This window comes from Streptomyces sp. NPDC091682 (assembly GCF_044756625.1).
Taxonomy (GTDB): domain Bacteria; phylum Actinomycetota; class Actinomycetes; order Streptomycetales; family Streptomycetaceae; genus Streptomyces.
This window is the reverse complement of the sequence record NZ_JBIVTH010000026.1, coordinates 59,154-84,180: the sequence shown is the minus strand read 5'-3', so window position 1 is coordinate 84,180 and position 25,027 is coordinate 59,154. Positions and strand designations below refer to the sequence as shown.

Below are 25,027 nucleotides of genomic sequence, written 5' to 3'. Positions count from 1 at the left end.
GGTCCCGTACGGCCCGGCCATCCCCCTGGAGCCGGAACATGAGCAGCAGCACAGTGCACGACGGACCGATAACGGCGGTCGAACTCTCGATCGGCGGGATGACCTGCGCCTCCTGCGCCGCCCGCATCGAGAAGAAGCTCAACCGGATGGACGGCGTCGAGGCCACGGTGAACTACGCCACCGAGAAGGCCCGCGTCTCCTACACCGGTGACGTGCAGGTCGCCGATCTGATCGCGACCGTCGTCAAGACCGGCTACACCGCCGAGGAGCCCCCGCCGCCGCCCGCCCCGGAAGCCGCCGACGCCGCCGACGCCGACGCCCCCGAGGAGAGCGAAGGGGTGCGGACCGAGGTCCCCGACCCGGCGCTCGCCGCACTGCGGCAGCGCCTGCTGGTCTCCGTCGCGCTCGCCCTGCCCGTCGTCCTGCTCGCGATGGTCCCCGCCCTCCAGTTCGACAACTGGCAGTGGCTCTCCCTGACCCTCGCGGCCCCGGTCGTCGTCTGGGGCGGGTTCCCCTTCCACAAGGCCGCCTGGACCAACGCCCGGCACGGCGCCGCCACCATGGACACCCTCGTCTCGGTCGGCACGCTGGCCGCCTTCGCCTGGTCGCTGTGGGCCCTGTTCTTCGGCCACGCCGGCATGCCCGGCATGCGGCACGGCTTCGACCTCAGCATCTCCCGCACCGACGGCTCCTCCGCCATCTACCTGGAAGTCGCGGCCGGCGTCGTCTCCTTCATCCTCCTGGGCCGCTACTTGGAGGCCCGCTCCAAGCGGAAGGCGGGCGCGGCCCTGAAGGCCCTGCTGGAGCTGGGCGCCAAGGACGTCGTCGTGCTGCGCGCGGGCCGTGAGGTCCGGATCCCGGTGGGCGCGCTCGCGGTGGGCGACCGGTTCGTCGTCCGCCCCGGCGAGAAGATCGCCACCGACGGCACCGTCGTCGAGGGCAGCTCCGCCGTGGACGCCTCCATGCTGACCGGCGAGTCCGTCCCGGTCGACGTCGCCGTGGGCGACTCCGTCACCGGAGCCACCGTCAACACCTCCGGACGCCTGGTCGTCGAAGCCACCCGGATCGGCGCCGACACCCAACTCGCCCGGATGGCGAAGATGGTGGAGGACGCACAGAACGGCAAGGCCGAAGTGCAGCGCCTCGCCGACCAGATCTCCGGGATCTTCGTCCCCGTCGTCCTCGTGCTCGCCATCGGCACCTGGATCACCTGGCTGCTGATCACCAACGACCCCACCGCCGCCTTCACCGCCGCCGTGGCCGTCCTGATCATCGCCTGCCCGTGCGCCCTGGGCCTGGCCACCCCGACCGCGCTGATGGTCGGCACCGGGCGGGGCGCGCAACTCGGCATCCTGATCAAGGGCCCCGAGGTCTTGGAATCCACCCGCCGCGTGGACACCGTCGTCCTGGACAAGACCGGCACCGTCACCACCGGCCGGATGACCCTCGACGGCGTCTTCCCCGCCGCGGGCGTCGACGAGCACGAACTCCTGCGCCTCGCCGGGTCCCTGGAGCACGCCTCGGAGCACCCGATCGCCCGCGCCGTCGCCGCCGGGGCGGCGGAGCGGGCCGGCTCCCTGCCCGTTCCGGAGTCCTTCGAGAACGTCGCGGGGCTCGGCGTCCAGGGCGTGGTCGACGGACACGCCGTCCTGGTGGGCCGCGAGCAGCTGCTGGCCGACTGGTCGATCGAGCTGCCGGCCCCACTGGCCGGGGCCAAGGCGGCCGCCGAGGCCGCGGGCAGCACCGCCGTCCTGGTGGCCTGGGACGGCGCGGCGCGCGGGGTCCTGACCGTGGCGGACGCGGTCAAGGAGACCAGCGCCGAGGCGGTCTCCCGGCTGCGGGCACTGGGCCTCACCCCGGTCCTGCTGACGGGCGACAACAAGGCCGTCGCCGCGACGGTGGCCCGCGAGGTGGGCATCGACGAGGTGATCGCCGAGGTCCTCCCGCAGGACAAGGTGGACGTCGTACGCCGCCTGCAGTCCGAGGGCCGTACGGTCGCGATGGTCGGCGACGGGGTCAACGACGCCGCCGCACTGGCCCAGGCGGACCTGGGGCTGGCCATGGGCACCGGCACGGACGCGGCCATCGAGGCGGGAGACCTGACCCTCGTACGGGGCGACCTGCGGGTCGCGGCGGACGCGATCCGGCTCTCGCGCCGGACCCTGGCCACGATCAAGGGCAACCTGTTCTGGGCCTTCGGGTACAACGTGGCGGCCCTACCGCTGGCGGCCGCCGGTCTGCTCAATCCGATGATCGCGGGGGCCGCCATGGCCTTCTCGTCGGTCTTCGTGGTGACCAACAGCCTCCGGTTGCGGTCCTTCCGCTAGTGGCCCTCCTCCTCACGGTCCCCACACTTCCTTCACGGGAGACGCAGATCACAGTGACCGCAACGTAACCATCCGGGGTCGTCATGGGTCTAATGGGGCGGTGCCAAGAACGTCTTGGGGGACGTTCCTCGGAAACCTGGGGAGGTTTCCGTGGGCATCAGCCGGCCGGGACGCGTACCCGCGGGAGGCTTTGAGCGGCCCTCCCGAACGAACGGGTCCCGGCACACCGACGCCCCGACTCGGGTCCCGTGGGGGGAATCCGTTTCGGGGAAAAGGGAAGCGCCCCGACCGTCGACCCGTGGGGGGATCGACGGCGGGGCGCTTCTCGCATGCTCAGGGTTTTCTGCGGTGCGCTCCGCATTGCCTGCGGTGCGCTCCGCACGGCCGCACGCCGCGCGGAGGAAGGCCTCGGGTCAGCGGGCTTCCACGGGAACGAAGTCGCGCAGGACCTCGCCGGTGTAGATCTGGCGCGGGCGACCGATGCGGGAACCCGGCTCCTTGATCATTTCCTGCCACTGGGCGATCCAGCCCGGGAGGCGGCCGAGCGCGAAGAGCACGGTGAACATCTCGGTGGGGAAGCCCATCGCCCGGTAGATCAGACCGGTGTAGAAGTCCACGTTCGGGTAGAGGTTGCGCTCGACGAAGTACGAGTCGGCCAGCGCGTGCTCTTCCAGCTTGAGCGCGATGTCCAGCAGCTCGTCGCTCTTGCCGAGCGCCGAGAGGACGTCGTGCGCCGCCGCCTTGATGATCTTCGCCCGGGGGTCGAAGCTCTTGTAGACACGGTGTCCGAAGCCCATGAGGCGGACGCCGTCCTCCTTGTTCTTCACCTTGCGGATGAAGGCGTCGACGTCACCGCCGTCGTTCTTGATGCCTTCCAGCATCTCGAGGACGGACTGGTTGGCGCCGCCGTGCAGCGGGCCCCACAGGGCCGAGATGCCGGCGGAGATCGAGGCGAACATGTTCGCCTGCGAGGAGCCGACCAGGCGCACGGTGGAGGTGGAGCAGTTCTGCTCGTGGTCCGCGTGCAGGATCAGCAGCTTGTCGAGCGCGGAGACCACGACCGGGTCCAGGTCGTACTCCTGGGCCGGCACGGAGAAGGTCATGCGCAGGAAGTTCTCGACGTAGCCGAGGTCGTTGCGCGGGTAGACCACCGGGTGGCCGACCGACTTCTTGTACGCGTAGGCCGCGATCGTCGGGAGCTTGGCCAGCAGCCGGATCGTCGAGAGGTGGCGCTGCTTCTCGTCGAACGGGTTGTGGCTGTCCTGGTAGAACGTCGACAGCGCGCTGACCACGGAGGACAGCATCGCCATCGGGTGCGCGTCCCGCGGGAAGCCGTCGTAGAAGCGCTTCACGTCCTCGTGGAGCAGCGTGTGCTGGGTGATCTCGTTGCGGAACGACGCGAGCTGGTCGACGGTCGGCAGCTCACCGTTGATCAGCAGGTACGCCACCTCGATGAACGACGACCGCTCGGCCAGCTGCTCGATCGGGTAGCCGCGGTAGCGCAGGATGCCCTGCTCACCGTCGAGGTAGGTGATCGCGGACTTGTAGGCCGCGGTGTTGCCGTAGCCGCTGTCCAAGGTGACGAGCCCGGTCTGGGCCCGCAGCTTCGAGATGTCGAAGCCCTGGTCACCGACGGTGCTTTCGACCACCGGGTAGGTGTATTCACCGTCCGCGTACCGGAGTACTACAGAGTTGTCGCTCACGTCATCCCTCACCGACGTAGTGCCTCTTCTTCGAGGTGCCCTGACTTCCTCTACCTTCCCCCATTTGGCGCAGGAGAGTGCACTCGGGGTCGGCCTTTGGTGCTTCTGGCGGCACTCAGTGCCGCCAACCTGCTCATCCTGCCCCCTCCGCACCGGTGCGGGAACCCCAAATGATCGATCATCTAGGTGATGTTTCCCACCGGTATCCGGCCGGACAGCCTGGCGGCGACCGCCGTGTACCTCCTGCCTGCGGAAACGGTACGCACCGCCTGACCGAGGGCCTTGCGGGACCCAACGAGGACGACCAGTTTCTTCGCCCTGGTCACCGCCGTGTAGAGCAGGTTGCGCTGGAGCATCATCCAGGCCCCGGTGGTGACGGGGATCACCACCGCCGGATATTCACTCCCCTGTGAACGGTGAATGGTGACGGCGTACGCGTGGGCCAGCTCGTCGAGCTCACCGAATTCGTACACGATCTCCTCGTCCTCCTCCGTCCTTACCGTCAGGCGCTGTTCGTCCACGTCCAGACCGGTGACCACGCCGAGCGTGCCGTTGAAGACGCCGTTGGCGCCCTTCTCGTAGTTGTTCCGGATCTGGGTCACCTTGTCGCCCACCCGGAAGACCCGGCCGCCGAACCTCTTCTCCGGCAGGTTCGGCCGGGCCGGTGTCATCGCTTGTTGGAGCAGTCCGTTGAGGTTCCCGGCGCCGGCCGGGCCGCGGTGCATCGGCGCGAGCACCTGGACGTCCCGCCGCGGGTCGAGCCCGAATCTGGCCGGAATCCTTCGTGCGGCCACGTCCACGGCCAGCACCCCGGCCGCTTCGGTGTCCTCCTCCGGGAACAGGAAGAAGTCCGGCAGCCCGTCCGTGATCGGCGGCAACCCGGTGTTGATCCGGTGGGCGTTGGTGACCACGCCGGACTGCTGGGCCTGCCGGAAGATCCGGGTCAGCCGCACCGCGGGCACCGGGCCGCCCTCGGCCAGCAGGTCCCGCAGCACCTCCCCGGCGCCGACCGACGGCAGCTGGTCCACGTCGCCGACCAGCAGCAGGTGCGCCCCCGGCGCCACCGCCTTGACCAGCTTGTTGGCCAGCAGCAGGTCCAGCATCGAGGCCTCGTCGACGACGACCAGGTCGGCGTCCAACGGCCGGTCCCGGTCGTACGCCGCGTCTCCGCCCGGTTTGAGCTCCAGCAGCCGGTGCACCGTGGAGGCCTCGGCCCCGGTGAGCTCGGCCAGCCGCTTCGCCGCCCGGCCGGTGGGCGCGGCCAGCACCACCTTGGCCTTCTTCGCCCGGGCCAGCTCGACGATCGAGCGAACGGTGAAGGACTTCCCGCAGCCGGGCCCGCCCGTGAGGACGGCGACCCGGCGGGTCAGCGCCAGCTTCACGGCGTCCCGCTGCTCGGGGGCGAGCGTGGCCCCCGTCCGTCCGGCGAGCCAGCCCAGGGCCTTCTCCCAGTCCACGTCCTGGAAGCCCGGCATCCGGTCGTCCTCGGCCTGCAGCAGCCGGCGCACCTGCCCCACCAGGGACAGCTCGGCCCGGTGGAAGGGCACCAGGTACACGGCGGTCAGCGGGTCCGGCCCGCCCTGCGGATCCGGTACGGGCTCCCGTACGACCCCTTCCGGGTCGGCGGCGAGTTCGGCCAGGCAGTCGATCACCAACCCCGTGTCCACCTGGAGCAGCTTGACCCCGTCGGCGATGAGCCGGTCCTCGGGCAGGAAGCAGTGTCCCTGGTCGGTGGACTGGGACAGGGCGTACTGGAGGCCGGCCTTGACCCGTTCGGGGCTGTCGTGCGGGATGCCGACGGCCTGGGCGATGCGGTCGGCGGTGAGGAAGCCGATGCCCCACACGTCGGCGGCGAGCCGGTAGGGCTGGTTCTTCACCACGGAAATGGAGGCGTCGGCGTACTTCTTGTAGATGCGCACGGCGATGGAGGTGGAGACGCCGACGCCCTGGAGGAAGACCATGACCTCCTTGATGGCCTTCTGCTCTTCCCAGGCCGCACCGATCATCTTCGTCCGCTTGGGGCCGAGCCCGGGTACCTCGATCAGGCGCTTCGGCTCGCCCTCGATGACGTCGAGGGTGTCGGTGCCGAAGTGCTCCACGATCCGGTCGGCGATCTTCGGGCCGATGCCCTTGATCAGGCCGGAGCCGAGGTAGCGGCGGATGCCCTGGATGGTCGCCGGGAGCACGGTCTGGTAGTTCTCCACGGTGAACTGCTTGCCGTACTGCGGGTGGGAGCCCCAGCGGCCCTCCATCCGCAGGGACTCGCCGGGCTGGGCGCCCAGCAGCGAGCCGACGACCGTGAGCAGATCGCCGCTGCCCCGGCCGGTGTCCACGCGGGCGACCGTGTACCCGTTCTCCTCGTTGGCGTAGGTGATGCGTTCGAGCACGCCGTCGACCACTGCCAGTTGCACCGCCCGCGGAACCCCGTCTGCTGCTGCCATGACCCGAAACTACCGGGCGGCGCCGACAGCGCGTCAGGCCTGTGGACAACGACGAAGGGAGCAGTGCGAGGGGGTGGTGCGGCGGGGCGACGCAAAGGGGGTCCCGCCTCGCGGCCGGACCCCCTCACGGTTACCCCTCCCGTGTCGGACTTCCCGATCCCCCCAGATCCCTCCCCGGAAGCGCCGACGCAACATACGACCCGCGATGCGCCCGCAGGGTTGCATCCGGAGCCACAGCTTTGCGTTTCCGTTACCCAGCGCCTACTCAAGGTGCCGGCAAAACGGCACGGAAGTAGCGTTTCAGGCATGAGCGAATCCTCATTCCAGGACGACGTGCTGGGCGAACTCGGCGACGACAAGCTGACCGAGATCGCCGGCTTGCTCGGCACGGACGACTCCGGCGCCCGGGAGACCGTCGCGGAGACCGTCGGCGCCATGACCGGCGGCCTCCGACAGAAGGCCGACGCGGACGACGCCGACGGCGTGGAGGTGCGCCGGGCCATCGTCGAGGTGACCGAGGCCGAACCACCGCTGGAGGGCGTGGCCACGTTCGGCGGCCTCGGCGGCCTGCTCAGCGGCGGCATGATGGCCGGCGTGCTCGCCAAGGTGAGCAGGCCCGTGGCCGCCGCCGTCTCGAAGCGGACCGGCATCCCCGCGGCCACCATCAGCAGGGTCATCGAGATGCTGATCCCGGTCGTCCTGGCGGTCCTCGCCAAGCGTGCCTCCGGCAGGGCGGCCGGCACCGGGCCGGCCAGTACCGGGGCGGCCGGCGCGACCCCCGGAGCGGGCGCGGGAGCGAGCCCGGGAGCGGGCTCGGGAACGAGCGGCGGCCTCGGCGACCTGCTCGGCGAAATCCTCGGCGGTGGCAAGAAATAGGCGGCAAGAAATGGCCCCTTCGGGGTCCCACCGGCGCACCCTCCCCCTAGAGTTGCCCCATGGCTGAAGGCGTACGGCTGCGCGACCCGGAACCGGGGGACCTGGGGTGGATCGTGCAGCGCCACGGCGCTCTGTACGCCGCCGAGTACGGCTGGAACAGCGACTTCGAGGGCCTGGTCGCCCGGATCGTCGGGGACTTCGCCCAGGACCACGACCCCCACCTGGAACGGGTGTGGATCGCGGAGCTGGACGGCCGGCCCGTCGGCTCGGTGATGTGCGTACGGGAGGAGGGCGCACCCGGCACCGCCCGACTACGGCTGCTCCTGGTCGACCCCGAGGGCCGCGGCCGCGGCGTCGGCAGCCTGCTCGTCGACACCGTCGTGGCCTTCGCCCGCTCGGTCGGCTACCGCGAGCTGGTGCTGTGGACCAACGACGTGCTGACCGACGCCCGCGAGCTCTACCTGAAGGCCGGGTTCACCCTGATCGCGGAGCGGCCGCACCGCTCGTACGGAGCGAGCCTGACGGGGCAGGACTGGCGGCTGCCGTTGCGGGAGGGCTCCCCGCGCTGACGCCCGAACCGACCCCCGTACGGTTCACGGCGCGCGCCGGGGCCAGCGAGGTCAGCGCCACCCCGCCCACCAGCAGTACGGCCGCCAGCCAGCGCAGTCCCGAGACGGACTCCCCGAGGACCAGGGCCGCGGAGGACATCCCGAAGACCGGGACCAGCAGCGAGAACGGGGCCACCGCGGAGGCCGGGTAGCGGCGCAGCAGGTAGCTCCAGGCGGCGAACCCGAAGACGGTGGACACCCAGGCGACATATCCGATGACGGCCGCCCCGGACCAGTCCAGGGCCCGCAGCGCGGCCAGGTCCCGCTCGGGGCCCTCCAGCAGCAGCGAGAGCGCGAGCAGCGGCAGGACCGGAACCGTGCAAACCCACACCATGAAGTTCAGGGCGTCGGGCGGGGCTGCCTTGCGGGTCAGGACGTTGGACACGCCCCAGCAGGCGGCGGCCGCCACGACCAGCGTGAAGCCGAGCACCGGCCCGGAGCTCCCGCCGTCCACTGCGGCGACCGCGATCCCGGCGAGCGCCACGGCCATCCCGAGCATCCGCACCCGGCCCGGCCGCTCGCGCAGCACGACGGCGGCGAGGACGGCGGTGAAGACGGACTGGACCTGGAGCACGAGCGAGGACAGCCCGGCCGGCATGCCGGCGTCCATGCCGGTGAAGAGCAGGCCGAACTTGGCCACGCCGAGGGCGATCCCGACGCCGACGATCCACTTCCAGGCGGCCTTGGGCCGCCCGACGAAGAACACGGCGGGCAGGGCGGCGACGAGGAAGCGCAGGGCGGACAGGAGCAGGGGCGGGAAGTGGTCGAGGCCGATCTGGATGACCACGAAGTTGAAGCCCCAGACGGCGGCGACGAGCACGGCGAGGGCGGTGTGTACGGGACGCATGCTTCGAGCATCGACCGCCCGACCATGTAGCACCAGCGCGGATTCCTTCCGGGATGGATGAAGCATTGCTTACGAATACGGGTGGTGCCACGATGGGGGCATGCTCGATCTCGCCCGGCTGCGCGCCCTGCACGCCGTCTCCGTCCACGGCTCGGTCGCCGGCGCGGCGGCCGCCCTCGGCTACACCCCATCGGCGGTCTCCCAGCAGATCTCCAAGCTGGAACGCGAGACCCGCACCACCCTGCTGGAGCGGCGCGGGCGCGGGGTCGCGCTCACCGAGGAGGCCCGCCATCTGGCCGACGCCGCGCAGGAGTTGCTGGCGATCGTGGAGCGCACCGAGACCACCCTGGAAGAGCGGCGGGGGCAGCCCGGCGGGCTGCTGACGGTGGCCGCGTTCGCCTCGGCGGCGCGCGGGCTGCTGCCGCAGGTGCTGGCCGACCTGGCCCGCCGGCATCCGGCGCTGGACGTCCGGCTCACCGAAGTGGACCCGCACCTGTCCGTGGAACTGGTGGCCCGGGGGGTCACCGATCTGGCGGTGGCCCACGACTGGGACATCGCCCCGCTGCCCGCGCCGGAGGGCATCGAGCAGGCGGTGATCGGGGACGACCTCTGCGACCTGGTCGTACCGGCCGGGCATCCCTTCACCACGCGCCGGGTCATCCGGCGCTCCGACCTCGGCGGCGAACGCTGGGTCTGCCAGCCGCCCGGCCGGGTCTGCCACGACTGGCTGGTGCGGACCCTGCGCACCGCCGGGTTCGAACCTGACATCGCGCACGTCGCGGAGGAGAACCACACCATCGTCGCCCTGGTCGCGGCCGGGCTCGGGGTGGCCGTCGTACCCCGGCTGGGCACCGGCGCGCTGCCGTCGGGGGCCGTGGCCGTACCGCTGGAGCCGGGCCCCGTACGCCGGTTGTACGCCCTGTGGCGGACCGGGGCCGCCCGGCGCCCCGCGATCACCGAGGCCGTACGGAGCCTTCAGGAGCACTGGGCGACTGCCTAGCCCCGACGGGGTGTCCCCGCAGGGCGCCGAACGCAACCGCCCCGCGCGGCACGCCGCCCCGCCGCGTTCGGCACCCGAGGCGACACCCCGGCGCGCGGCCGGCCCCGTCGGCCCGCGCCGCCGGGCCCCGGTCGCAGACCCCGGCCGGCCGACCCCACCCGCAGACCCCGGCCGGTAGGCCCCCCGCCCCGGAGGGGCGACACGCAGCCGACACGCCCGGCCCCGTCCGAGCGGCAGCGGTAGGGTCCGGCGCGTGCCGTACCACGCCTCCCGCCGGAACCTGCTCGCCGCAGCCGCCATGGTCGCCGTCACGGCCGCCGGGGCGGCTTCCGCCGCGGTGCGCCCCCCTCACGCCCCCGACGACGCGCGGCCCCCGGGCCGCCGCCCCGGCCGGGCGCGGCTGCGCGCCCTCGTGGACCGGATGAGCCTCGACGAGAAGGTCGGGCAGCTCTTCGTCTCACGGGCCTACGGGCATTCGGCGACCGACCCCGATCCGGCGGACGCCGAGCAGAACCTGGCGGCGTTCGGGGTGCGCACCGCCGCCGAACTGGTCTCCCGCTACCACCTCGGCGGGATCATCTACTTCGCCTGGGCCCACAACACCCGCGGCCCGCAGCAGATCGCCGCGCTCTCGGTCGGCCTCCAGCAGGCCGCCCTCACCACCGGTCCCCGGATCCCCCTGCTGCTCTCCACCGACCAGGAGCACGGCGCCGTCGCCCGGATCGGCAAGCCCGCGACCCTGCTCCCGGGGGCGATGGCGCTCGGTGCGGCCGGCTCCACCGCCCACGCCCTGCGGGCCGCGCGCATCGCGGGCTCCGAGCTGGCCGCCATGGGCATCCGGCAGGACTACGCACCGGTGGCCGACGTCAACGTCAACCCGGCCAATCCGGTGATCGGCGTCCGGTCCTTCGGCTCCGACCCGCACGCCGTGGCGGAGCTGGTGGCCGCCCAGGTCCGCGGCTACCAGGGGGCCGGGGTGGCCGCGACCGCCAAGCACTTCCCGGGCCACGGGGACACCGAGACCGACAGCCACGTCGGGCTGCCGGTGATGCGGCACACCCGGGCCTCCTGGGAGGAGTTGGACGAGCCGCCCTTCCGGGCGGCGGTGGAGGCGGGCGTGGACGCCATCATGACGGCGCACATCGTCTTCCCCGCGCTCGATCCCTCGGGGGACCCGGCGACCCTCTCCCGGCCGATCGTCACCGGTCTGCTGCGCGAACGCCTCGGCTTCGAGGGGGTGGTGGTCACCGACGCCCTGGACATGGCCGGGGTCCGCCAGAAGTACGGGGACGACCGCGTCCCGGTACTGGCCCTGCTGGCCGGCTGCGACCAGCTGTTGAACCCGCCGGACCTGGGCCTCGCGCAGCGCGGCGTGCGGGCGGCCGTCGAGTCGGGCGAGCTGACGCAGGCGCGCCTCGAGGAGTCGGTGCTGCGGATCCTGGAACTGAAGTCCCGGCGGGGACTGTTGGACGAGGCGTACCCCACGGGCCGGGAGGTGGCGGCCGTGGTGGGCGTCCAGAAGCACCTCGACGCCGCCGACGCGATCGCGGCCGCCACGACGACCCTGCTGGCCAATCCCCGAGGGCTGGTGCCCTTCGATGCGACGGCCGGACCACGCCTGCTGGTCACCGGGGCCGACCCGGTCTCCCCCACGGGTACGACCGGACCCCCTACGGTCGTACTGGCCCGGGAGCTGACCGCATTGGGCTGCCGGGCCACGGCGGTGCCGCCGGCCCGCGCCGTGGCCGCTGCGGCCGGTCACGCGGCGGTGTTGGTGTGCACGTACAACGTCCCGGAGGGCGAGAGTGCGCAGCGCACGCTGGTCGCGGACCTCGTCGCCTCCGGCGTGCCGGTCGTCTCGCTGGCGGTCCGCAACCCGTACGACCCGGCCCGGCTGTCGCAGTGCGCGGCGGAGCTGGCGACGTACTCCTGGACGGACGTGGAGATGCGGGCGGCGGCCCGGGTGCTCACGGGGGCGCTGCGGCCGGCCGGCCGCCTCCCCGTCCCGGTCCCGGGCCGCTACCCGCTGGGCCACGGGCTGACGCGCTGATCCCTCAGGCGCCGGCCCGCGGACCGCGGGTCTCGGATCCCCGGTTACGGCCGCAGCTGCGGCTCGCGCTCCAGGTCGCGCTGGTCGAGCTGCGCGTCCGGCGCCGCCAGCGGCGCGGCCTTCCCCGCGTCAGCGAGCGCGGCGGCCGGGGCCACCCCGGCCCACTGCAGGATCTTCGAGGTGGCGAGGGCCTTCTCGCCGTCCATCAGCTTGGCGACGTTCGCCCCGTGGTTGGCGCCCGGCGCGATCATCACGTAGCTGTCGCGCACCCCGTAGCCGAGGCGGAACTGCTCGGCGCCCCACGGGTCGTTCTGCCCGTACACGAAGAGCATCTGGTGGGCGTTGTCGCGCACCCACTTGTCCACGTCAGCCATCGCCCCCGGCTGGAAGGTCATGGGGATGTCGCGGGGCACGAAGTTGCGCGGCGGCTGGTAGCCGTAGCGGCTCAGGCCCTTCAGGTGCGGCTGCTTGATGTCCGGGGAGCCGAGCTGGGTACCAGCCTGGTAGTAGTACGGCGTGTACGTCTCCAGGCCCTGGTCGGTGTAGGCCGAGAAGCCGGAGATCGCGTCGATCGTGTCCCAGATCTGCTGGTCGCTCGCGGTGGCGGCGGCCGGGATCGAGGCGCAGTCGGCGAGCAGGCTGTACTGCCAGAAGGCCCACACGTAGTCGAGCACGACGGCCTCGTAGGCCTTGTCGAGGTCGCCGATGGTGGTGAAGGTCCAGCCGTTCTCGGCGGCGGCGACCGCGTACTTGGCCTCCAGCGGCTCGCGGCGCACCAGTGCCTCGCGCTGGACGGCGTTCAGCTTGTCGCGGCACTCCTTGGTGCCGACCTTGGCGAAGAACCGGTCGTAGGCGGAGTCCTCGTGGTTGACGACGTCGTTGGGCGCGACGTACGCGACGACACCGTCCATGTCGCGCGGGTAGAAGCGCTCGTAGTACGTCGCCGTCATGCCGCCCTTGCTGGCGCCCGTGGCCAGCCAGTTCTTCTTGTAGATCTTCTTCAGGGCGGTGAAGATGCGGTGCTGGTCACTGGCGGCCTGCCAGATGTCCAGGTTCGACCAGTTGGCCGGGTCGGGCCGGGAGGGAGTGAAGAATCGATACTCCATGGACACCTGGTTGCCGTCGATGATGGTCGTCGGCTCGCTGCGGCGCGGATTGGTGCTGACGTTGTAGCCGGAGGTGTAGAACACCGACGGCCGCGAGACGTCCTTGTGCAACAGGGTCAGGCGCTGTTTGAAGGTGCCCTTCCACGGCTGCCGGTGATCCACCGGCTGCTCGTAGTTCAGTACGAAGAAGCGGTAGCCGGGGTACGGCTTCTCCTCGATCAGGCTCATCCCGGGAATGCCGAGGATCTGGTCCTTGATGTCCGTGGCGGCCGCCGGCTGTGCGGCGGTGGCCGCTTGCGCCGTGGAGCCGGCCGCACCCATGGTGCCGATGAGCACCACGAGCGACAGCAGCCATCCGAGCGTCTTGCGCATTCACCCTCCCCTTGAGTTCACTTCGGTCGCCGTGAACCTAGTCGGGTCAACGCTTCACTGACCAGACCCAGTTGGGCCTGTCCGTCAGCACAGGATCCAGCCGGAATCCGCAGATCCGGCCCCGACGCTCCCCTTTACATACACGCAGCGGTTGATCGCGCCCACGGTGACGGGCCCGGCATATCGGGCGAACCGCCCGGCCTCGCGCACCGGGGCGCCGCCGCGCGGCTGAATGCTCACCGCCATCCGGCGCCGCTCGCCGGAGATCCGCGCCACGGTCATCGCGCAGGCCTGGTTGCGGCTCTTGTAGACCCGCACCTCACCCGTCTCGAACGCCACCGTCCGGGCCAACCGACCCCCACAGCCCTCCGTCGCGGCCTGCGCCGCCGATGACGTGCACAGTCCGCCCGCGCAGAGCCACAGCGCCACTGCGAACACCCCCAGGGACGCGACCCGGCGGCCGCGCCTCCTCCACCCCTGCAACACCCTGTCCCCCGATCGGTCGTACGCACGATGCACGCACGCACGTACGACGTCTGAACCCTCCGGATGGTTGCCGCGCGCAAGGGCCCTACCCGCCGACACCGGCCACCTCCCTCGTACGGGTGCATCCACCATCCCCCGGGAAGGCAGCGGGAGTTCGCACCCGAGCGGGCGATTACGCTAGGTGATTCATATCCCGCTCGCCGTGACCGCACCGGTGGTGGCGGCAGCCGTGAAAGGCCCTGAGATGACGAACGACCTGCTCGACCGCAAGCTGGCGCGCGCCTTCACGCACCTGGACGCCGACCGGAGCGGCGTGATCGACGCCGACGACATCATCGCGCTCGGCTCCCGGCTGCTGACGGCCCTCGCGGAGCCGACCGACTCGCCCAAGGCGGAGCGCGTGATGGGCGGCCTCGCCGACTTCTGGCAGGACCTGTTCACCGAGCTGGACGTCGACCGGGACGGCAAGGTCACGCCCGAGGAGTACAAGCGGGGCATGACCCGCCTGTACGCACAGGGCGGGCCCGCCTACGACCGCTCGTTCCGCCCGATGATGAGCGCGATCCTGACGATCGTCGACACCGACGGAGACGGGCTCATCAGCCCGCAGGAGTTCCACCGGGCGCAGGAGGTGTTCGACACGCGGCTGAGCCCCGCCGACACCGAGGCGCTCTTCCGCCGCATCGACGCGAACGGGGACGGCCGCCTCACCGTCGACGAACTGCTCGCCGCGGTACGCGAGTACTACACCGGCACCGACGAGGACGCCCCGGGGAACTTGCTCTTCGGCGAGTTCTGATCCCGGGGCGTCCCCGAAAGGCGGTCTCCGACGGGCGGTCGGCTCAGGCCGCGGCGCGCTCGTCCTCGCCGACGAAGGTGCGCCACAGCTCGGCGTAGCGGCCACCGCGCGCGAGGAGTTCGGTGTGGGTGCCGTCCTCCACCACCCGGCCGCGGTCCATGACCACGACCCGGTCGGCGCGCGCCGCGGTGGTCAGCCGGTGCGCGACCACCAGGGTGGTGCGCTTGCCCGCGAGCCGGTCGGTGGCCTGGTTGACCTGGGCTTCGGTGGCCAGGTCAAGGGCGGCGGTGGCCTCGTCGAGCAGCAGCACGTCCGGGTCGACCAGCTCGGCCCGGGCCAGTGCGATCAGCTGGCGCTGGCCCGCGGAGAGGTTGCGGCCGCGCTCGGCGACGGTGTGCAGGTAGCCGCCGTCGAGGGTGGCGATCATGTCGTGGGCGCCGACCGCGCGGGCGGCGGCCTCCACCTCGGCGTCGCTCGCCGCGGGGCTCCCGTAGGCGATGGCGTCGCGGACGGTCCCCGGGAAGAGGTAGGCCTCCTGGGGGACGACACCCAGCCGGTGGCGGTACGCCGTCAGGTCCAGCTCCCTTATGTCCGCGCCGTCGGCGGTGACCCGGCCGGAGGTCGGGTCGTAGAACCGGGCCACCATCTTGACCAGGGTGGACTTCCCGGCTCCGGTCTCGCCGACGAAGGCGACGGTCTGCCCGGCGGGTATCCGCAGGTTGATGCCGGCCAGGGCCTCACCCTTCTCGCCCCGCTCCTCGGCCGTCCCGTACTGGAAGCGGACGTCCTCGAAGGTGATCTCCCCGCGCAGGGATTCCAGTGCGCGCGGCCGCTCGGGCAGCGGGGTGGTGGTGGGCTCGCGCAGCAGCCCCTGGATGCGGCCGAGGGCGACCGTGGCCTGCTGGTAGCCGTCGAAGACCTGGGAGAGCTGCTGGACGGGCGCGAAGAACAGGTCGATGTAGAGCAGGTACGCGACCAGCGCGCCGGTGGTGAGCGTCCCGGCCTCCACCCGGCCCGCGCCGACGATCAGCACGGCGGCCGCGGCGCCCGAGGACAGCAGCTGCACGAAGGGGAAGTAGACGGATATCAGCCACTGGCCGCGGACCCGGGCCTCGCGGTACGAGTGGCTGCGCTCGGCGAAGCGCTTGGCGCCCGAGCCCTCGCGGCGGAAGGCCTGGACGATGCGCAGGCCCGAGACGGACTCCTGGAGGTCGGCGTTGACCAGGCTGACCCGGTCGCGGGCGAGCTCGTAGGCGGCGACCGACCTACGGCGGAACACGATCGTGCCGACGACCAGGACGGGCAGGGTCGCGAAGACGATCAGCGCGAGCTCGACGTCCAGGACCAGCAGCGCGATGAGGATGCCGAAGAAGGTGAAGACGGAGACCACGGCGGTGACGAGCCCGGTCTGCAGGAAGGAGCTCAGCGAGTCCACGTCGGTGGTCATCCGGGTCATGATCTTGCCGGTCAGCTCGCGCTCGTAGTAGTCGAGTCCGAGGCGCTGGAGCTGGGCGAAGATCTTGACGCGCAGGGCGTACAGCACGCGCTCGCCGGTCCGGCCCGTCATGCGGGTCTCGGCGAACTGAGCGGCCCACTGCGCGACGACGACGGCGAGGGCGAGCCCGGCGGCCGCCCATACGGCGCCGAGCACGGCCTGCTCCACGCCCTGGTCGATGCCGTGCCGGATCAGGATCGGCAGCAGCAGTCCGGCCCCCGCGTCCGCGGCGACGAGGCCGAGGCTGATGGCGAGCGGCGCCCAGAACCCGCGGAGCAGGCGGCGCAGGCCGTAGCTCTCCTCGGCGGCCGCGGCGCGGGTCTCGTCCACCTCGGGCAGGTCGTCGGCGGGCGGCAGCGCGGCGACCTGCGCGAGCAGTTCGGGGGTGGCGGGCATGCCGGAGACGGACCCGGCCATGGAATGCCCGGCTCCGGGCGCGCCGCCCGCGGCGGGTGCGGCGCCGGGAACGGGGACGCCGGGGGCGGTGTCGGGCTCGTCCTGGCGGCGCCAGAGCTCGGGGGTGACCCCGCCGGCGACCCGGCGCTTGGCGTTGACGGGCTCCGAGTCGATCTCGGCCTCGAGCTCGATGCCGCGTTCGAGGTCCCGGTCGAGCTCGCGCTCGAACTCGGTCATCACCCGGGCGTCCGGGGTCCGCGGCGAGGCGGCGCCGAGCGCGTCCGGGTCGGTGAGCAGCCTGCGGTAGAGCGCGGACCGGCCCTCGAGCTGCTCGTGCGTGCCGATGTCGGCGAGCCGCCCGCGGTCGAGTACGGCGATCCGGTCGGCCAGCGCGAGCGTGGAGCGGCGGTGGGCGATCAGCAGGGTGGTCCGGCCCGCCATGACGGAGCGCAGGGCCTCGTGGATCTCGTGCTCGACGCGGGCGTCGACGGCGGAGGTGGCGTCGTCGAGGAGCAGCAGCCGGGGGTCGGTGAGGATGGCGCGGGCGAGGGCGATGCGCTGGCGCTGGCCGCCGGAGAGGGTGAGCCCCTGCTCGCCGACCTTGGTGTCGTACCCGGCGGGCAGGTCCCGGACGAACCCGTCGGCCTGGGCTGCGCGGGCGGCGGCCTCGATCTGTTCCTCGGTGGCGCCGGGGTGTCCGTAGGCGATGTTGGCGCGGATGGTGTCGGAGAAGAGGAAGGAGTCCTCGGGGACCAGGCCTATCGCGCCGCGCAGGGAGTCGTACGTCAGCTCGCGCACGTCGTGGCCGCCGACGCGGACGGCGCCGCCGTCGGCGTCGTAGAACCGGGGCAGCAGGAGCGCGACGGTGGACTTGCCGCTGCCCGAGGAGCCGACGACGGCGACGGTCTCGCCCTGCGCCACGGAGAGCGAGAACCCGTCGAGGACGGGCCGCTCGGGGTCGTAGCCGAAGCGGACGTCGTCGAACTCGACCGTGGCGGGCGCGCCGGCGGGCAGCTCGTGGGTGCCCTCGTGGATCTCGGGCTCGGTGTCGATGAGCTCGAACACGCGCTCCACGCCGGCCCGGGCCTGCTGTCCGACGGTGAGGACCATGGCCAGCATGCGGACGGGTCCGACGAGCTGGGCGAGGTAGGTGGAGAAGGCGACGAAGGTGCCGAGGGTGACCTGACCGTTGGTGGCCATCCAGCCACCGAGGGCCAGCATGGCGACCTGGGCGAGGGCGGGGACGGCCTGGAGGGCGGGGGTGTAGCGCGAGTTGAGCCGGATGGTCCGCATCCGCCCGGCGAACAGCCGGCGGCCGGCTTCGCGCAGCTTGCCGGTCTCCTGCTCCTCCTGGCCGAAGCCCTTGACGACGCGGACACCGGTCACGGCCCCGTCGACGACGGTCGCCACGGCGGCGGCCTGGCCCTGGGCCCACCAAGTGGCGGGGAACAGCTTCGTGCGGCTGCGCTTGGCGATGAACCACAGGGCGGGGGCCATGAGCAGGGCAACGAGGGTCAGCAGCGGCGAGAGCCAGAGCATGATCCCGAGGGACATCCCGAAGAGCAGGAAGTTCCCGATCGTCATGGGCAGCATGAAGAGCAGGCCCTGGATCAGCTGGAGGTCGCTGGTGGCGCGACCGACGACCTGGCCGGTGTTCAGCTCGTCCTGCCGCCGCCCGTCGAGGCGGGCGATGGTGCTGTACATGTCGGTGCGCAGGTCGTGCTGCACGTCGAGGGCGAGCCGCCCGCCGTAGTACCTGCGTATGTAGGTCAGTACGTACACCAGCAGGGCCGCGGCTATGAGCATGCCGGCCCAGGGCGCCATGGGCTTGGTCTCGTCCCCGATGACGTCATCGATGATCACCTTGGTGACCAGCGGGACGACCGCCATGACGGCCATGCCGGCCAGCGAGGAGCCGAGCGCGAGCAGCACATTGGTCCTGTACCGCCAGGTGTAGGCCGCCAGCCGCCTGCCCCAGCCCTGTTTCTCCCCGGTCGCTGTCTCTGCCGCCGCCACGTGAAGCCTCCCCGTTCGTCCAGTCCTGCCGGAAGCGGCAACGCCCCGACCGGCGGATTTCATCCCGCCGCAACAATCGCACTGCCGTACGGCGGGGGCGCGCGGACCGCGTCCGACCGGGGTGGGGGCGGCGGCGCGGCGGAGGTGAATGGGAGCTGCCGACACCTGTCAAGTCCCGACCTTCCGGATCTGGGCGTTCCGGGCCGCGCTCCCGATGCTGGAAGCAGAGCCGATGCCGACCGCCGACCGGGGCGGCGGGACCGAAGGGACCAGGGCCATGAGCACCCCCGAGCAACCGACCGACCACACCTTCGTGCAGCGGACCGCCCGTACCGTCGTCCCGTTCGTCACCGCCTTCCTCATCGCGCTGGTCGCGGCGAAGGTCGTGAGCCTGGTGACCGACAGCGGGGGAACCCGGCTGGCGACTGCGGTCGGGGCGGCCGTGATCAGCCTCCTGCTCCACCCCTACGAGAACGACGACGAGCGGCCCGGGCCGTGACCGGAGCCCCGGGCCGCGGCGGCGGTCAGGGGGCGGGCAGCGGCTTCACCACGGGGGGCTTCTCCAGCGGCTCGTTCTCGCAACCGAGCGCGTCGGTGACCCGGCGGGCCATGAGGTAGGTGAGGGTCATTCGCCGGTCCTTACCCGCCTGGTCCACCACATCCGTCCCGGTGGCCGGGGTGAATGAGAAATGGGCGTCCGCCGAGAACCACACGTTCCGCGACTGCGCTCCGAGTTCACCAGGCAGATCGCACTGGACGAGCAGCGTGGAGTTGGACCCGCTCGTGACACCGCTCGCGCCGTTCAGTTCGTAGGACACTCCGTCGGAAGGGGGCCCGGGGGGCACCCGAGGGGACCAGCCGAAGGAGAAGGTCGCACTGACGGCGCGATGCTCGTCTTCCACCCGGTAGCGGCATGCGGCGTTGAAGTACGAATTCTTGCCCGGCCGCATGCCCGGCAATGCCCGTTTCACCTTGTCCGCCAGCACGCTCTTGGACTTGTAGGTCTTCGTCTCGAAGTCCGCGGTGCCGAGGATCTCCCGCACGAGCGCTTCTTCCTCCGAAGAGGCGCTGATCCCGCACAGGTCAGCCTCCGCCTCGGACTCGCCCGAGGCGCACGAAGCCAGCGCCGCCACACAGACGAGCGCGGCCGCCGAACGTCCGAGGGTCTTGATCACGTCACGGCATGAGGTGTGCACGAGCTGCATCCCGTCCCGAGGTGAACCCCTCGCCGGCTTCGTTCTTGGCGTGAGTGAACGCGGGGTCACCGCCGACATTCCGCTGGCGACCCCACACATCGAACATTTCGTTGGTCCCCTCCACGCCCGCTGCGTAGTTCTTGCTGGACTCCTTCTTGCTCTGCTCCTCGGCCTCGTCCTTGACGCCTTCGACCCACTCGTACTTGAGCGAGTCGATCAGTGAGCCACCGACCGTCCCCACGACCGGAATCTCGCCGATGAGCCCGTTCGCAACGGCAGCCGTGTGTTCGGACGTACCTTCCGCCCACTGGGTCTGGTCGTCTTCCTTGTCCTTGTAGACGTCGGCCCCGATGCCGTTGAGCGCGCCGCTGGCCGCGCCGATGCCATGGGCACGGTTGTCCCAGTCAGCGCTCACACCGTGCAGGTCGCCCTTGTACGGGGCGGCGGTCGCGAGCTGCTCGGCCGAGTACGCCCGCTCCGCCTCGACCAGCAGGGCGTAGGACGGGCCGTCGTCGGCGATGCCGCGCATCACGCGGATCAGGCTGCCTTGGCCGACCGCGATCTGGGCCTTGTCGCCCGAACCGTGGATCGAGTCGCTACCACCGATCATGCCCAGGTCGGAGTTCTGGCCGCCGAGGATCTCGTGGGTGTCGGCCACGTAGTCGACCAGCGCCTTCGCCATCGGCTGTTGCAGGCCCTGAAGGTCCTCCTTGAACTCGTCGCCCTTCATATCGGCGTCGAGCAGCTGGATCGCCTCGTGCATCACGCGCGCCTGGCCCTCGGTGTGGGGTCCCGGCGGGCCCAGCTTCTCGCCGTCCGTGTGGCCCGTGGCCGCCGCCTGGATGGCCGCACCCAGGCCCGCCGTCTTGTCGCCGTCCATCTCGATCGGCTGTCCGACGCCGGTCGAGATCCAGGGGTCGGGCATGTCGCGGTCGCTGAGCATGTACTTCAGGTGCTCGTTCTTGTTGCCCGGCGCCTCGGGGTCGAGGAAGTACGTCGCCGACTCCGGGTCCTTGGCCATGATGCCCAGCAGGCCGTCCAGCGGGTCGGAGACCAGGTTCGGGCGCTGGGAGTCCCATGCGTGGTCGTACATGTGCGGCTTCGACTTCTCGGCCTCGATCATGCCGTCGCCGAGGTCGTTGAGGAACTGCTTGCCGTAGCCGCTGCCGTTCGCCATCACCGTGACGAGGGCCTGGTAGCCGTACGTGGGCCGCAGGCCCTTGGCGACCAGCTCGGGGCCCTGCTCCTTGAGCCCGTTGACGAACGGCTTGTAGGCGTAGCTGTCCGGGTCCTTGGTGCCCGAGGCGATCGTCCCCGCGAGGCCGGAATTGATCGACTCGTAGAGCTTCTTGTCGGCAGCCGACGTGCCACGCTCGTTGGACGCCAGGTTCATCTGGTCCGCCAGCAGCAGGGTGTCCTTCGCACCCAACGCGTGCAGGTACGCCTCGCCGAAGTGCGGGTCCCCGGAGTTCTGCTTGAGGACGTCGTTGTAGTGCCGCAGCTCCTCCGGCGAGGCCTTGCCGTCGCGGATCTTCTGGGTGAGGGCCAGCGCCTCCACGGCTTCGACGTCGTTCACGGGCTTGGAGTTGAAGCCGAACATCGCGGTCCCGTCGGCCCCCGACGCGTTCAGCAGGGCCGTCTTGACGTCCTGGTCGAACTCCGTGATCGCCTTGACCGAGTCACCGATCCGGCTCGTCCAGGACCGCTCGATCTCCGGGAGGTCGGGATCGTGGCGGATGGCGTTCACGCTGGCCGGGTCGGCCTTGGAGAAGTCGTAGCTCGCGACGCCGTGCTCCGAGACCTTCATCCCGGCTTCCTTGGCTTCCGCGACGGCCGACACCACGCGGGCCTTGAGGTCCGTGAACCGGGCGTGCGCGTCGCGGAGCAGCGACTCCATGGCCAGGGCTTCCTTCTGCGCGGCTCCGTACTCCTGGCGCGTCATGGCGGACTGGGTGGCGGCGGCCTGCTGGCTGGAGCCCAGCCAGCCGTTGCCCGCGGAGACGCTCTGGACCTCGTCCTTGTAGACGTCCTCCATGGTCTTGAGCTGCGTCGCCATGGCCTTCCAGCCGTCGGCGGCGGTGGTGAGCGCGGAGAGGTCCGTCTGCATGACCTCGGCGTAGTTCGGCATGTCTCCCCCTGGTAGAGCCGTGTGACCTGTTAGCGGAGTCCGGTGACCTTGGACTGCACCGGCTGGAAGCTGCTGCCCGTCAGCTGATCGGTTCCGGACAGGAGCGTCGAAGCCCCGCGCAGGCCCGTCTTCTCCGAGTCCAGCCGTGCCATCAGGCGCTTCACCTGGTCGTCCCAGTGCGTGTGCGCCTTCGACAGGCCCGTCGCCGTGTCCCAGCCGCTGAAGGCCTTGACCGCGCTCTTCGTCGGCTCGTCGGCCGCGTCCGCCGCCTTCGTGGTGCCGGGCTGCAGGACGTTCTCGATGGTGTTGGCCGCCTTCTTCTTCTCGGGCGGCGCCGTCGCCAGCACGCCGTACCCGGGCGGCGTGGAGCCTCCGGGGTCGGTGGGGACCTGGTTCAGTCGCATCTGCGGCGACGAGTCGGCGGCCGTGGCCTGCTTCTGCTGGGCCCATTCCTGCTCGAATGACACCGTTCCCCCTCGTTACCCACCTCGGACCTGATCTTCCACACCCTACGAGTCGCCCGGGCGGGGCCTAGAGGTGAGTCGGGGCGAACATCTTGAGCTTGGCCGAAAGCAGGAGTACCGACGGCCCCGGAGTGCCGAGGGCGTTCTTCAGGTCGTCCTTCAAGGACTCCGGGGTGGTGGTGGAGGCCGGAACTCCGAAGGACCGGGCCAGGGCCACGAAGTCGGGGCCGGCCAGCTCGGTGCCGGCCTCGCAACCGTACTCGCGCAGGATGCCGTAGCCGCCGTCGTCCACGATCAGCCAGGTGACGTCGAGGTCGTGCTGCTTCGCCGTGGCCAGGTCCGCGACGGAGTACATCGCGCCGCCGTCGCCGGACACCGCCAGCACCGGGGTGTCCGGTTCCGCCACGCACGCACCGAGGGCTGCCGGGAAGGCGTAGCCGAGGCCGCCCGCACCCTGGGCCGAGTGCATGGTGTTGGGGTGCTTGGGGTCGAAGGCGGACCAGGCCCAGTAGGACAGGATCGTCATGTCCCAGAAGGACGGGGAGCGGGCCGGGAGCGCGGCCCGGATCGAGCCGAGGAGTTCCTGTTCGAGGGCCACGTCCTGGGTGTCGAGGCGGGCCGCGATGTCCGCGAGGACCAGGCGCACGCGCTCCGGGGCGGAGGGGTCCGCGCGCTCGGACACCGTCTCCAGCAGGGCCTGCAGCGCGAGGCGGGCGTCCGCGTGGATGCCGAGGCCGGCGTGGTTGGACTCCAGCTTGCCGAGGTCCGCCTCGATCTGGACGACCCGGCCCGTCGGGAAGAAGGTGTGGTAGTTCGACGAGAGCTCGCCGAGGCCCGAGCCGACCACCAGCAGGACGTCCGCGTCCTCCAGGAAGTCCGTCATGTGGCGGTCCTCCAGCCAGGACTGGAGGGAGAGCGGATGGGTCCAGGGGAAGGCGCCCTTGCCGCCGAAGGTGGTGACGACGGGCGCGTTCAGCCGTTCGGCGAGCTGCTTCAGCTTGCCCGCCGCGTCGGAGCGGACGACCCCGCCGCCCGCGATGATCACCGGGCGGGTGGCGTTCTCCAGCCAGTGGGCGGCGAGCGCGGTGAGCTCGGGCCGCGGCGCGAGCTCGTGCGGGGTCGCGTCCACGCCCGTGACCTGCGGGATGACCGTCTCCGCCCGCAGCACGTCCTCGGGGATCTCGACGAACACCGGGCCGTGCGGGGCGGTCAGGGCCGATTCCCAGGCCTCGGCGATCACGGAGGGGATCTGGGAGGGGGTGCGGACCGTGTGGACGGACTTCACCACGTCCCGGAAGGACGCCGACTGGTCCCGCAGCTCGTGCAGGTGCCCGCGCCGCCCGCCGCCGAGGCCCGCCACCGGGACCTGGGAGGAGATCGCGAGGACCGGGGCGGAGGCGGCCGCCGCCTCCGCCAGGGCGGGCAGCGCCATCAGCGCGCCCGGTCCGGTGGAGAGCAGCAGCGGCACCGCCTCGCCCGTGATCCGGCCGTAGGCGTCGGCCGCGAAGCCCGCGTTGTTCTCGGTACGCAGCCCCACGAGGCGCAGGTCGGAGCGGCCGACCGCGTCGAAGAGGGCGAGCGCGTGCTGGCCGGGCAGGCCGAAGACGGTGTTCGCGCCGAGCGAGCGCAGCGTTTCCACGACCAGGTCCCCGCCCGTCCGGCCCGGCGGCGGCGCGAGCGCGGCCGTCTTCTGGGCTTCGGTGGGACGGAGTACCAGGTCGTGGTCGTGCGTCACTTCGCTTACTTGCCCTTCGCCTGCGCGATCTGTCGCGACATGATCGTGGTCAGCTCGTACGCGGTGTGCGAGGCCGCGACCGAGGTGATCTCGGCGTGATCGTACGCCGGGGCGACCTCGACGACGTCGGCGGAAACGAGGTTGCAGGAGGACAGACCGCGGATGATCTCCAGCAGCTCGCGGGAGGTCATGCCGCCCGCCTCCGGGGTGCCGGTGCCGGGCGCGTGCGCCGGGTCGAGCACGTCGATGTCGATGGAGATGTACAGCGGGCGGTCGCCGATGCGCTGGCGCAGCTGGTCGGCGACCTCGTCGGCGCCGCGGCGGTAGACGTCGGCCGAGGTGACGATGCCGAAGCCCATCTTGGCGTCGTCGTCGAGGTCCTGCTTGCCGTACAGCGGGCCGCGGGTACCGACGTGGGAGAGCGCCTCGGTGTCGAGGATGCCCTCCTCGACGGCGCGGCGGAACGGGGTGCCGTGGGTGTACTCGGCGCCGAAGTACGTGTCCCAGGTGTCCAGGTGCGCGTCGAAGTGGAGCAGCGCGACCGGGCCGTGCTTCTTCGCGACGGAGCGGAGCAGCGGCAGGGCGATGGTGTGGTCGCCGCCCAGGGTCATCAGGCGGGAGCCGGCGCCGAGCAGCTCGTCGGCGGCGGCCTCGACCGTCTCGACGGCCTCGTTGATGTTGAAGGGGTTCACGGCGATGTCACCGGCGTCGGCGACCTGGGCGAGCGCGAACGGGGAGGCGTCCTGGGCCGGGTTGTACGGGCGCAGCAGGCGCGAGGCCTCGCGGATGGCGTTGCCGCCGAAGCGGGCGCCGGGGCGGTAGGACACGCCGGAGTCGAAGGGCACGCCGACGACGGCGACGTCGGCGGAGCCGACCTCGTCGAGGCGGGGCAGACGGGCGAAGGTCGCCGGGCCCGCGTAGCGCGGGATGCGGGAGGAGTCGACGGGGCCGCGCGGCTGCGTGCTCATGGCTGTGCCTCTTT

General features: G+C 71.5%; 17 protein-coding genes and 1 pseudogene. 7 read left to right on the top strand and 11 right to left on the bottom strand.

Features of this window, described 5'->3' with window-relative positions; translation table 11 throughout:
• Window positions 1-38: 38 nt before the first annotated feature.
• Window positions 39-2,327: a heavy metal translocating P-type ATPase gene (locus ACIQK6_RS37275; RefSeq protein WP_402696891.1), complete on the top strand. Its 2,289-nt coding sequence runs from the start codon at window positions 39-41 to the stop codon at window positions 2,325-2,327.
• A 413-nt stretch (window positions 2,328-2,740) separates the two neighbouring features.
• Here ACIQK6_RS37275 and ACIQK6_RS37270 read toward each other — a convergent pair whose 3' ends face one another.
• On the bottom strand, window positions 2,741-4,030 hold the full coding sequence (locus tag ACIQK6_RS37270; protein WP_328790364.1) for a citrate synthase: 1,290 nt from the start codon (window positions 4,028-4,030) through the stop codon (window positions 2,741-2,743).
• Window positions 4,031-4,212: 182 nt separating this feature from the next.
• Window positions 4,213-6,471, bottom strand: coding sequence for an ATP-dependent RecD-like DNA helicase (locus ACIQK6_RS37265; RefSeq protein WP_329101846.1), 2,259 nt, complete (start codon window positions 6,469-6,471; stop codon window positions 4,213-4,215).
• A gap of 306 nt (window positions 6,472-6,777) precedes the next feature.
• Between ACIQK6_RS37265 and ACIQK6_RS37260 the strand changes: the two genes are divergently transcribed.
• Window positions 6,778-7,347, top strand: a complete 570-nt coding sequence (locus ACIQK6_RS37260) for a DUF937 domain-containing protein (protein ID WP_329101844.1) — start codon at window positions 6,778-6,780, stop codon at window positions 7,345-7,347.
• A gap of 56 nt (window positions 7,348-7,403) precedes the next feature.
• A pseudogene (locus tag ACIQK6_RS37255) lies at window positions 7,404-7,916 on the top strand (GNAT family N-acetyltransferase); the annotation flags it as partial.
• On the opposite strand, the gene ACIQK6_RS37250 reads toward ACIQK6_RS37255, so the two are convergent.
• Window positions 7,822-8,802: an EamA family transporter gene (locus tag ACIQK6_RS37250; protein ID WP_329101842.1), complete on the bottom strand. Its 981-nt coding sequence runs from the start codon at window positions 8,800-8,802 to the stop codon at window positions 7,822-7,824. The pseudogene ACIQK6_RS37255 and the gene ACIQK6_RS37250 overlap by 95 nt on opposite strands.
• A gap of 100 nt (window positions 8,803-8,902) precedes the next feature.
• On the opposite strand from ACIQK6_RS37250, the gene ACIQK6_RS37245 reads away from it, so the two are divergent.
• The gene (locus ACIQK6_RS37245) at window positions 8,903-9,802 is read left to right on the top strand and encodes a LysR substrate-binding domain-containing protein (protein ID WP_329101840.1); all 900 of its coding nucleotides are present in this window, start codon (window positions 8,903-8,905) and stop codon (window positions 9,800-9,802) included.
• 298 nt (window positions 9,803-10,100) lie between these two features.
• Window positions 10,101-11,852, top strand: coding sequence for a glycoside hydrolase family 3 N-terminal domain-containing protein (locus ACIQK6_RS37240; RefSeq protein ID WP_402696907.1), 1,752 nt, complete (start codon window positions 10,101-10,103; stop codon window positions 11,850-11,852).
• Window positions 11,853-11,896: 44 nt separating this feature from the next.
• Here ACIQK6_RS37240 and ACIQK6_RS37235 read toward each other — a convergent pair whose 3' ends face one another.
• A complete protein-coding gene (locus ACIQK6_RS37235) occupies window positions 11,897-13,330 on the bottom strand; it encodes an aminopeptidase (RefSeq protein WP_329101838.1) in 1,434 nt (477 codons plus the stop codon).
• A gap of 84 nt (window positions 13,331-13,414) precedes the next feature.
• Window positions 13,415-13,759, bottom strand: a complete 345-nt coding sequence (locus tag ACIQK6_RS37230) for a hypothetical protein (RefSeq protein ID WP_402696888.1) — start codon at window positions 13,757-13,759, stop codon at window positions 13,415-13,417.
• 301 nt (window positions 13,760-14,060) lie between these two features.
• Between ACIQK6_RS37230 and ACIQK6_RS37225 the strand changes: the two genes are divergently transcribed.
• A complete protein-coding gene (locus ACIQK6_RS37225; RefSeq protein ID WP_402696886.1) occupies window positions 14,061-14,615 on the top strand; it encodes an EF-hand domain-containing protein in 555 nt (184 codons plus the stop codon).
• Window positions 14,616-14,658: 43 nt separating this feature from the next.
• Here the strand turns inward: ACIQK6_RS37225 and ACIQK6_RS37220 are convergent, their stop codons facing one another.
• Window positions 14,659-18,522 (bottom strand): ABC transporter ATP-binding protein, encoded by a 3,864-nt coding sequence (locus ACIQK6_RS37220; RefSeq protein WP_402696884.1) that lies wholly within the window; start codon window positions 18,520-18,522, stop codon window positions 14,659-14,661.
• Between the two features lie 148 nt (window positions 18,523-18,670).
• On the opposite strand from ACIQK6_RS37220, the gene ACIQK6_RS37215 reads away from it, so the two are divergent.
• Window positions 18,671-19,021, top strand: coding sequence for a hypothetical protein (locus tag ACIQK6_RS37215; protein WP_329101831.1), 351 nt, complete (start codon window positions 18,671-18,673; stop codon window positions 19,019-19,021).
• A gap of 25 nt (window positions 19,022-19,046) precedes the next feature.
• Here the strand turns inward: ACIQK6_RS37215 and ACIQK6_RS37210 are convergent, their stop codons facing one another.
• The 5 genes from ACIQK6_RS37210 to speB all read right to left on the bottom strand — a co-directional run bounded on the left by ACIQK6_RS37210 (window position 19,047) and on the right by speB (window position 25,013).
• Window positions 19,047-19,697 carry a hypothetical protein gene (locus ACIQK6_RS37210; RefSeq protein ID WP_402696882.1) on the bottom strand — a complete coding sequence of 217 codons (651 nt, stop codon included), beginning with the start codon at window positions 19,695-19,697 and terminating at the stop codon, window positions 19,047-19,049.
• Between the two features lies 1 nt (window position 19,698).
• On the bottom strand, window positions 19,699-21,846 hold the full coding sequence (locus tag ACIQK6_RS37205) for a hypothetical protein (RefSeq protein ID WP_402696880.1): 2,148 nt from the start codon (window positions 21,844-21,846) through the stop codon (window positions 19,699-19,701).
• A gap of 29 nt (window positions 21,847-21,875) precedes the next feature.
• Entirely contained in the window at window positions 21,876-22,313 is a 438-nt protein-coding gene (locus tag ACIQK6_RS37200; RefSeq protein ID WP_329101825.1) for a hypothetical protein, read from the bottom strand.
• Between the two features lie 64 nt (window positions 22,314-22,377).
• Window positions 22,378-24,045: a thiamine pyrophosphate-binding protein gene (locus ACIQK6_RS37195; RefSeq protein WP_402696878.1), complete on the bottom strand. Its 1,668-nt coding sequence runs from the start codon at window positions 24,043-24,045 to the stop codon at window positions 22,378-22,380.
• A 5-nt stretch (window positions 24,046-24,050) separates the two neighbouring features.
• Entirely contained in the window at window positions 24,051-25,013 is a 963-nt protein-coding gene (gene speB, locus ACIQK6_RS37190) for an agmatinase (RefSeq protein ID WP_030013156.1), read from the bottom strand.
• Window positions 25,014-25,027: the final 14 nt, after the last annotated feature.

Bases quoted from the DNA above. Each gene is read 5' to 3' on its own strand.
- ACIQK6_RS37275 (WP_402696891.1), top strand. From the start codon at position 39: ATGAGCAGCAGCACAGTGCACGACGGACCGATAACGGCGGTCGAACTC.
- ACIQK6_RS37265 (WP_329101846.1), bottom strand. From the start codon at position 6,471: ATGGCAGCAGCAGACGGGGTTCCGCGGGCGGTGCAACTGGCAGTGGTC.
- ACIQK6_RS37260 (WP_329101844.1), top strand. From the start codon at position 6,778: ATGAGCGAATCCTCATTCCAGGACGACGTGCTGGGCGAACTCGGCGAC.
- ACIQK6_RS37250 (WP_329101842.1), bottom strand. From the start codon at position 8,802: ATGCGTCCCGTACACACCGCCCTCGCCGTGCTCGTCGCCGCCGTCTGG.
- ACIQK6_RS37245 (WP_329101840.1), top strand. From the start codon at position 8,903: ATGCTCGATCTCGCCCGGCTGCGCGCCCTGCACGCCGTCTCCGTCCAC.
- ACIQK6_RS37240 (WP_402696907.1), top strand. From the start codon at position 10,101: ATGGTCGCCGTCACGGCCGCCGGGGCGGCTTCCGCCGCGGTGCGCCCC.
- ACIQK6_RS37235 (WP_329101838.1), bottom strand. From the start codon at position 13,330: ATGCGCAAGACGCTCGGATGGCTGCTGTCGCTCGTGGTGCTCATCGGC.
- ACIQK6_RS37225 (WP_402696886.1), top strand. From the start codon at position 14,061: ATGACGAACGACCTGCTCGACCGCAAGCTGGCGCGCGCCTTCACGCAC.
- ACIQK6_RS37215 (WP_329101831.1), top strand. From the start codon at position 18,671: ATGGGAGCTGCCGACACCTGTCAAGTCCCGACCTTCCGGATCTGGGCG.
- ACIQK6_RS37205 (WP_402696880.1), bottom strand. From the start codon at position 21,846: ATGCCGAACTACGCCGAGGTCATGCAGACGGACCTCTCCGCGCTCACC.
- speB (WP_030013156.1), bottom strand. From the start codon at position 25,013: ATGAGCACGCAGCCGCGCGGCCCCGTCGACTCCTCCCGCATCCCGCGC.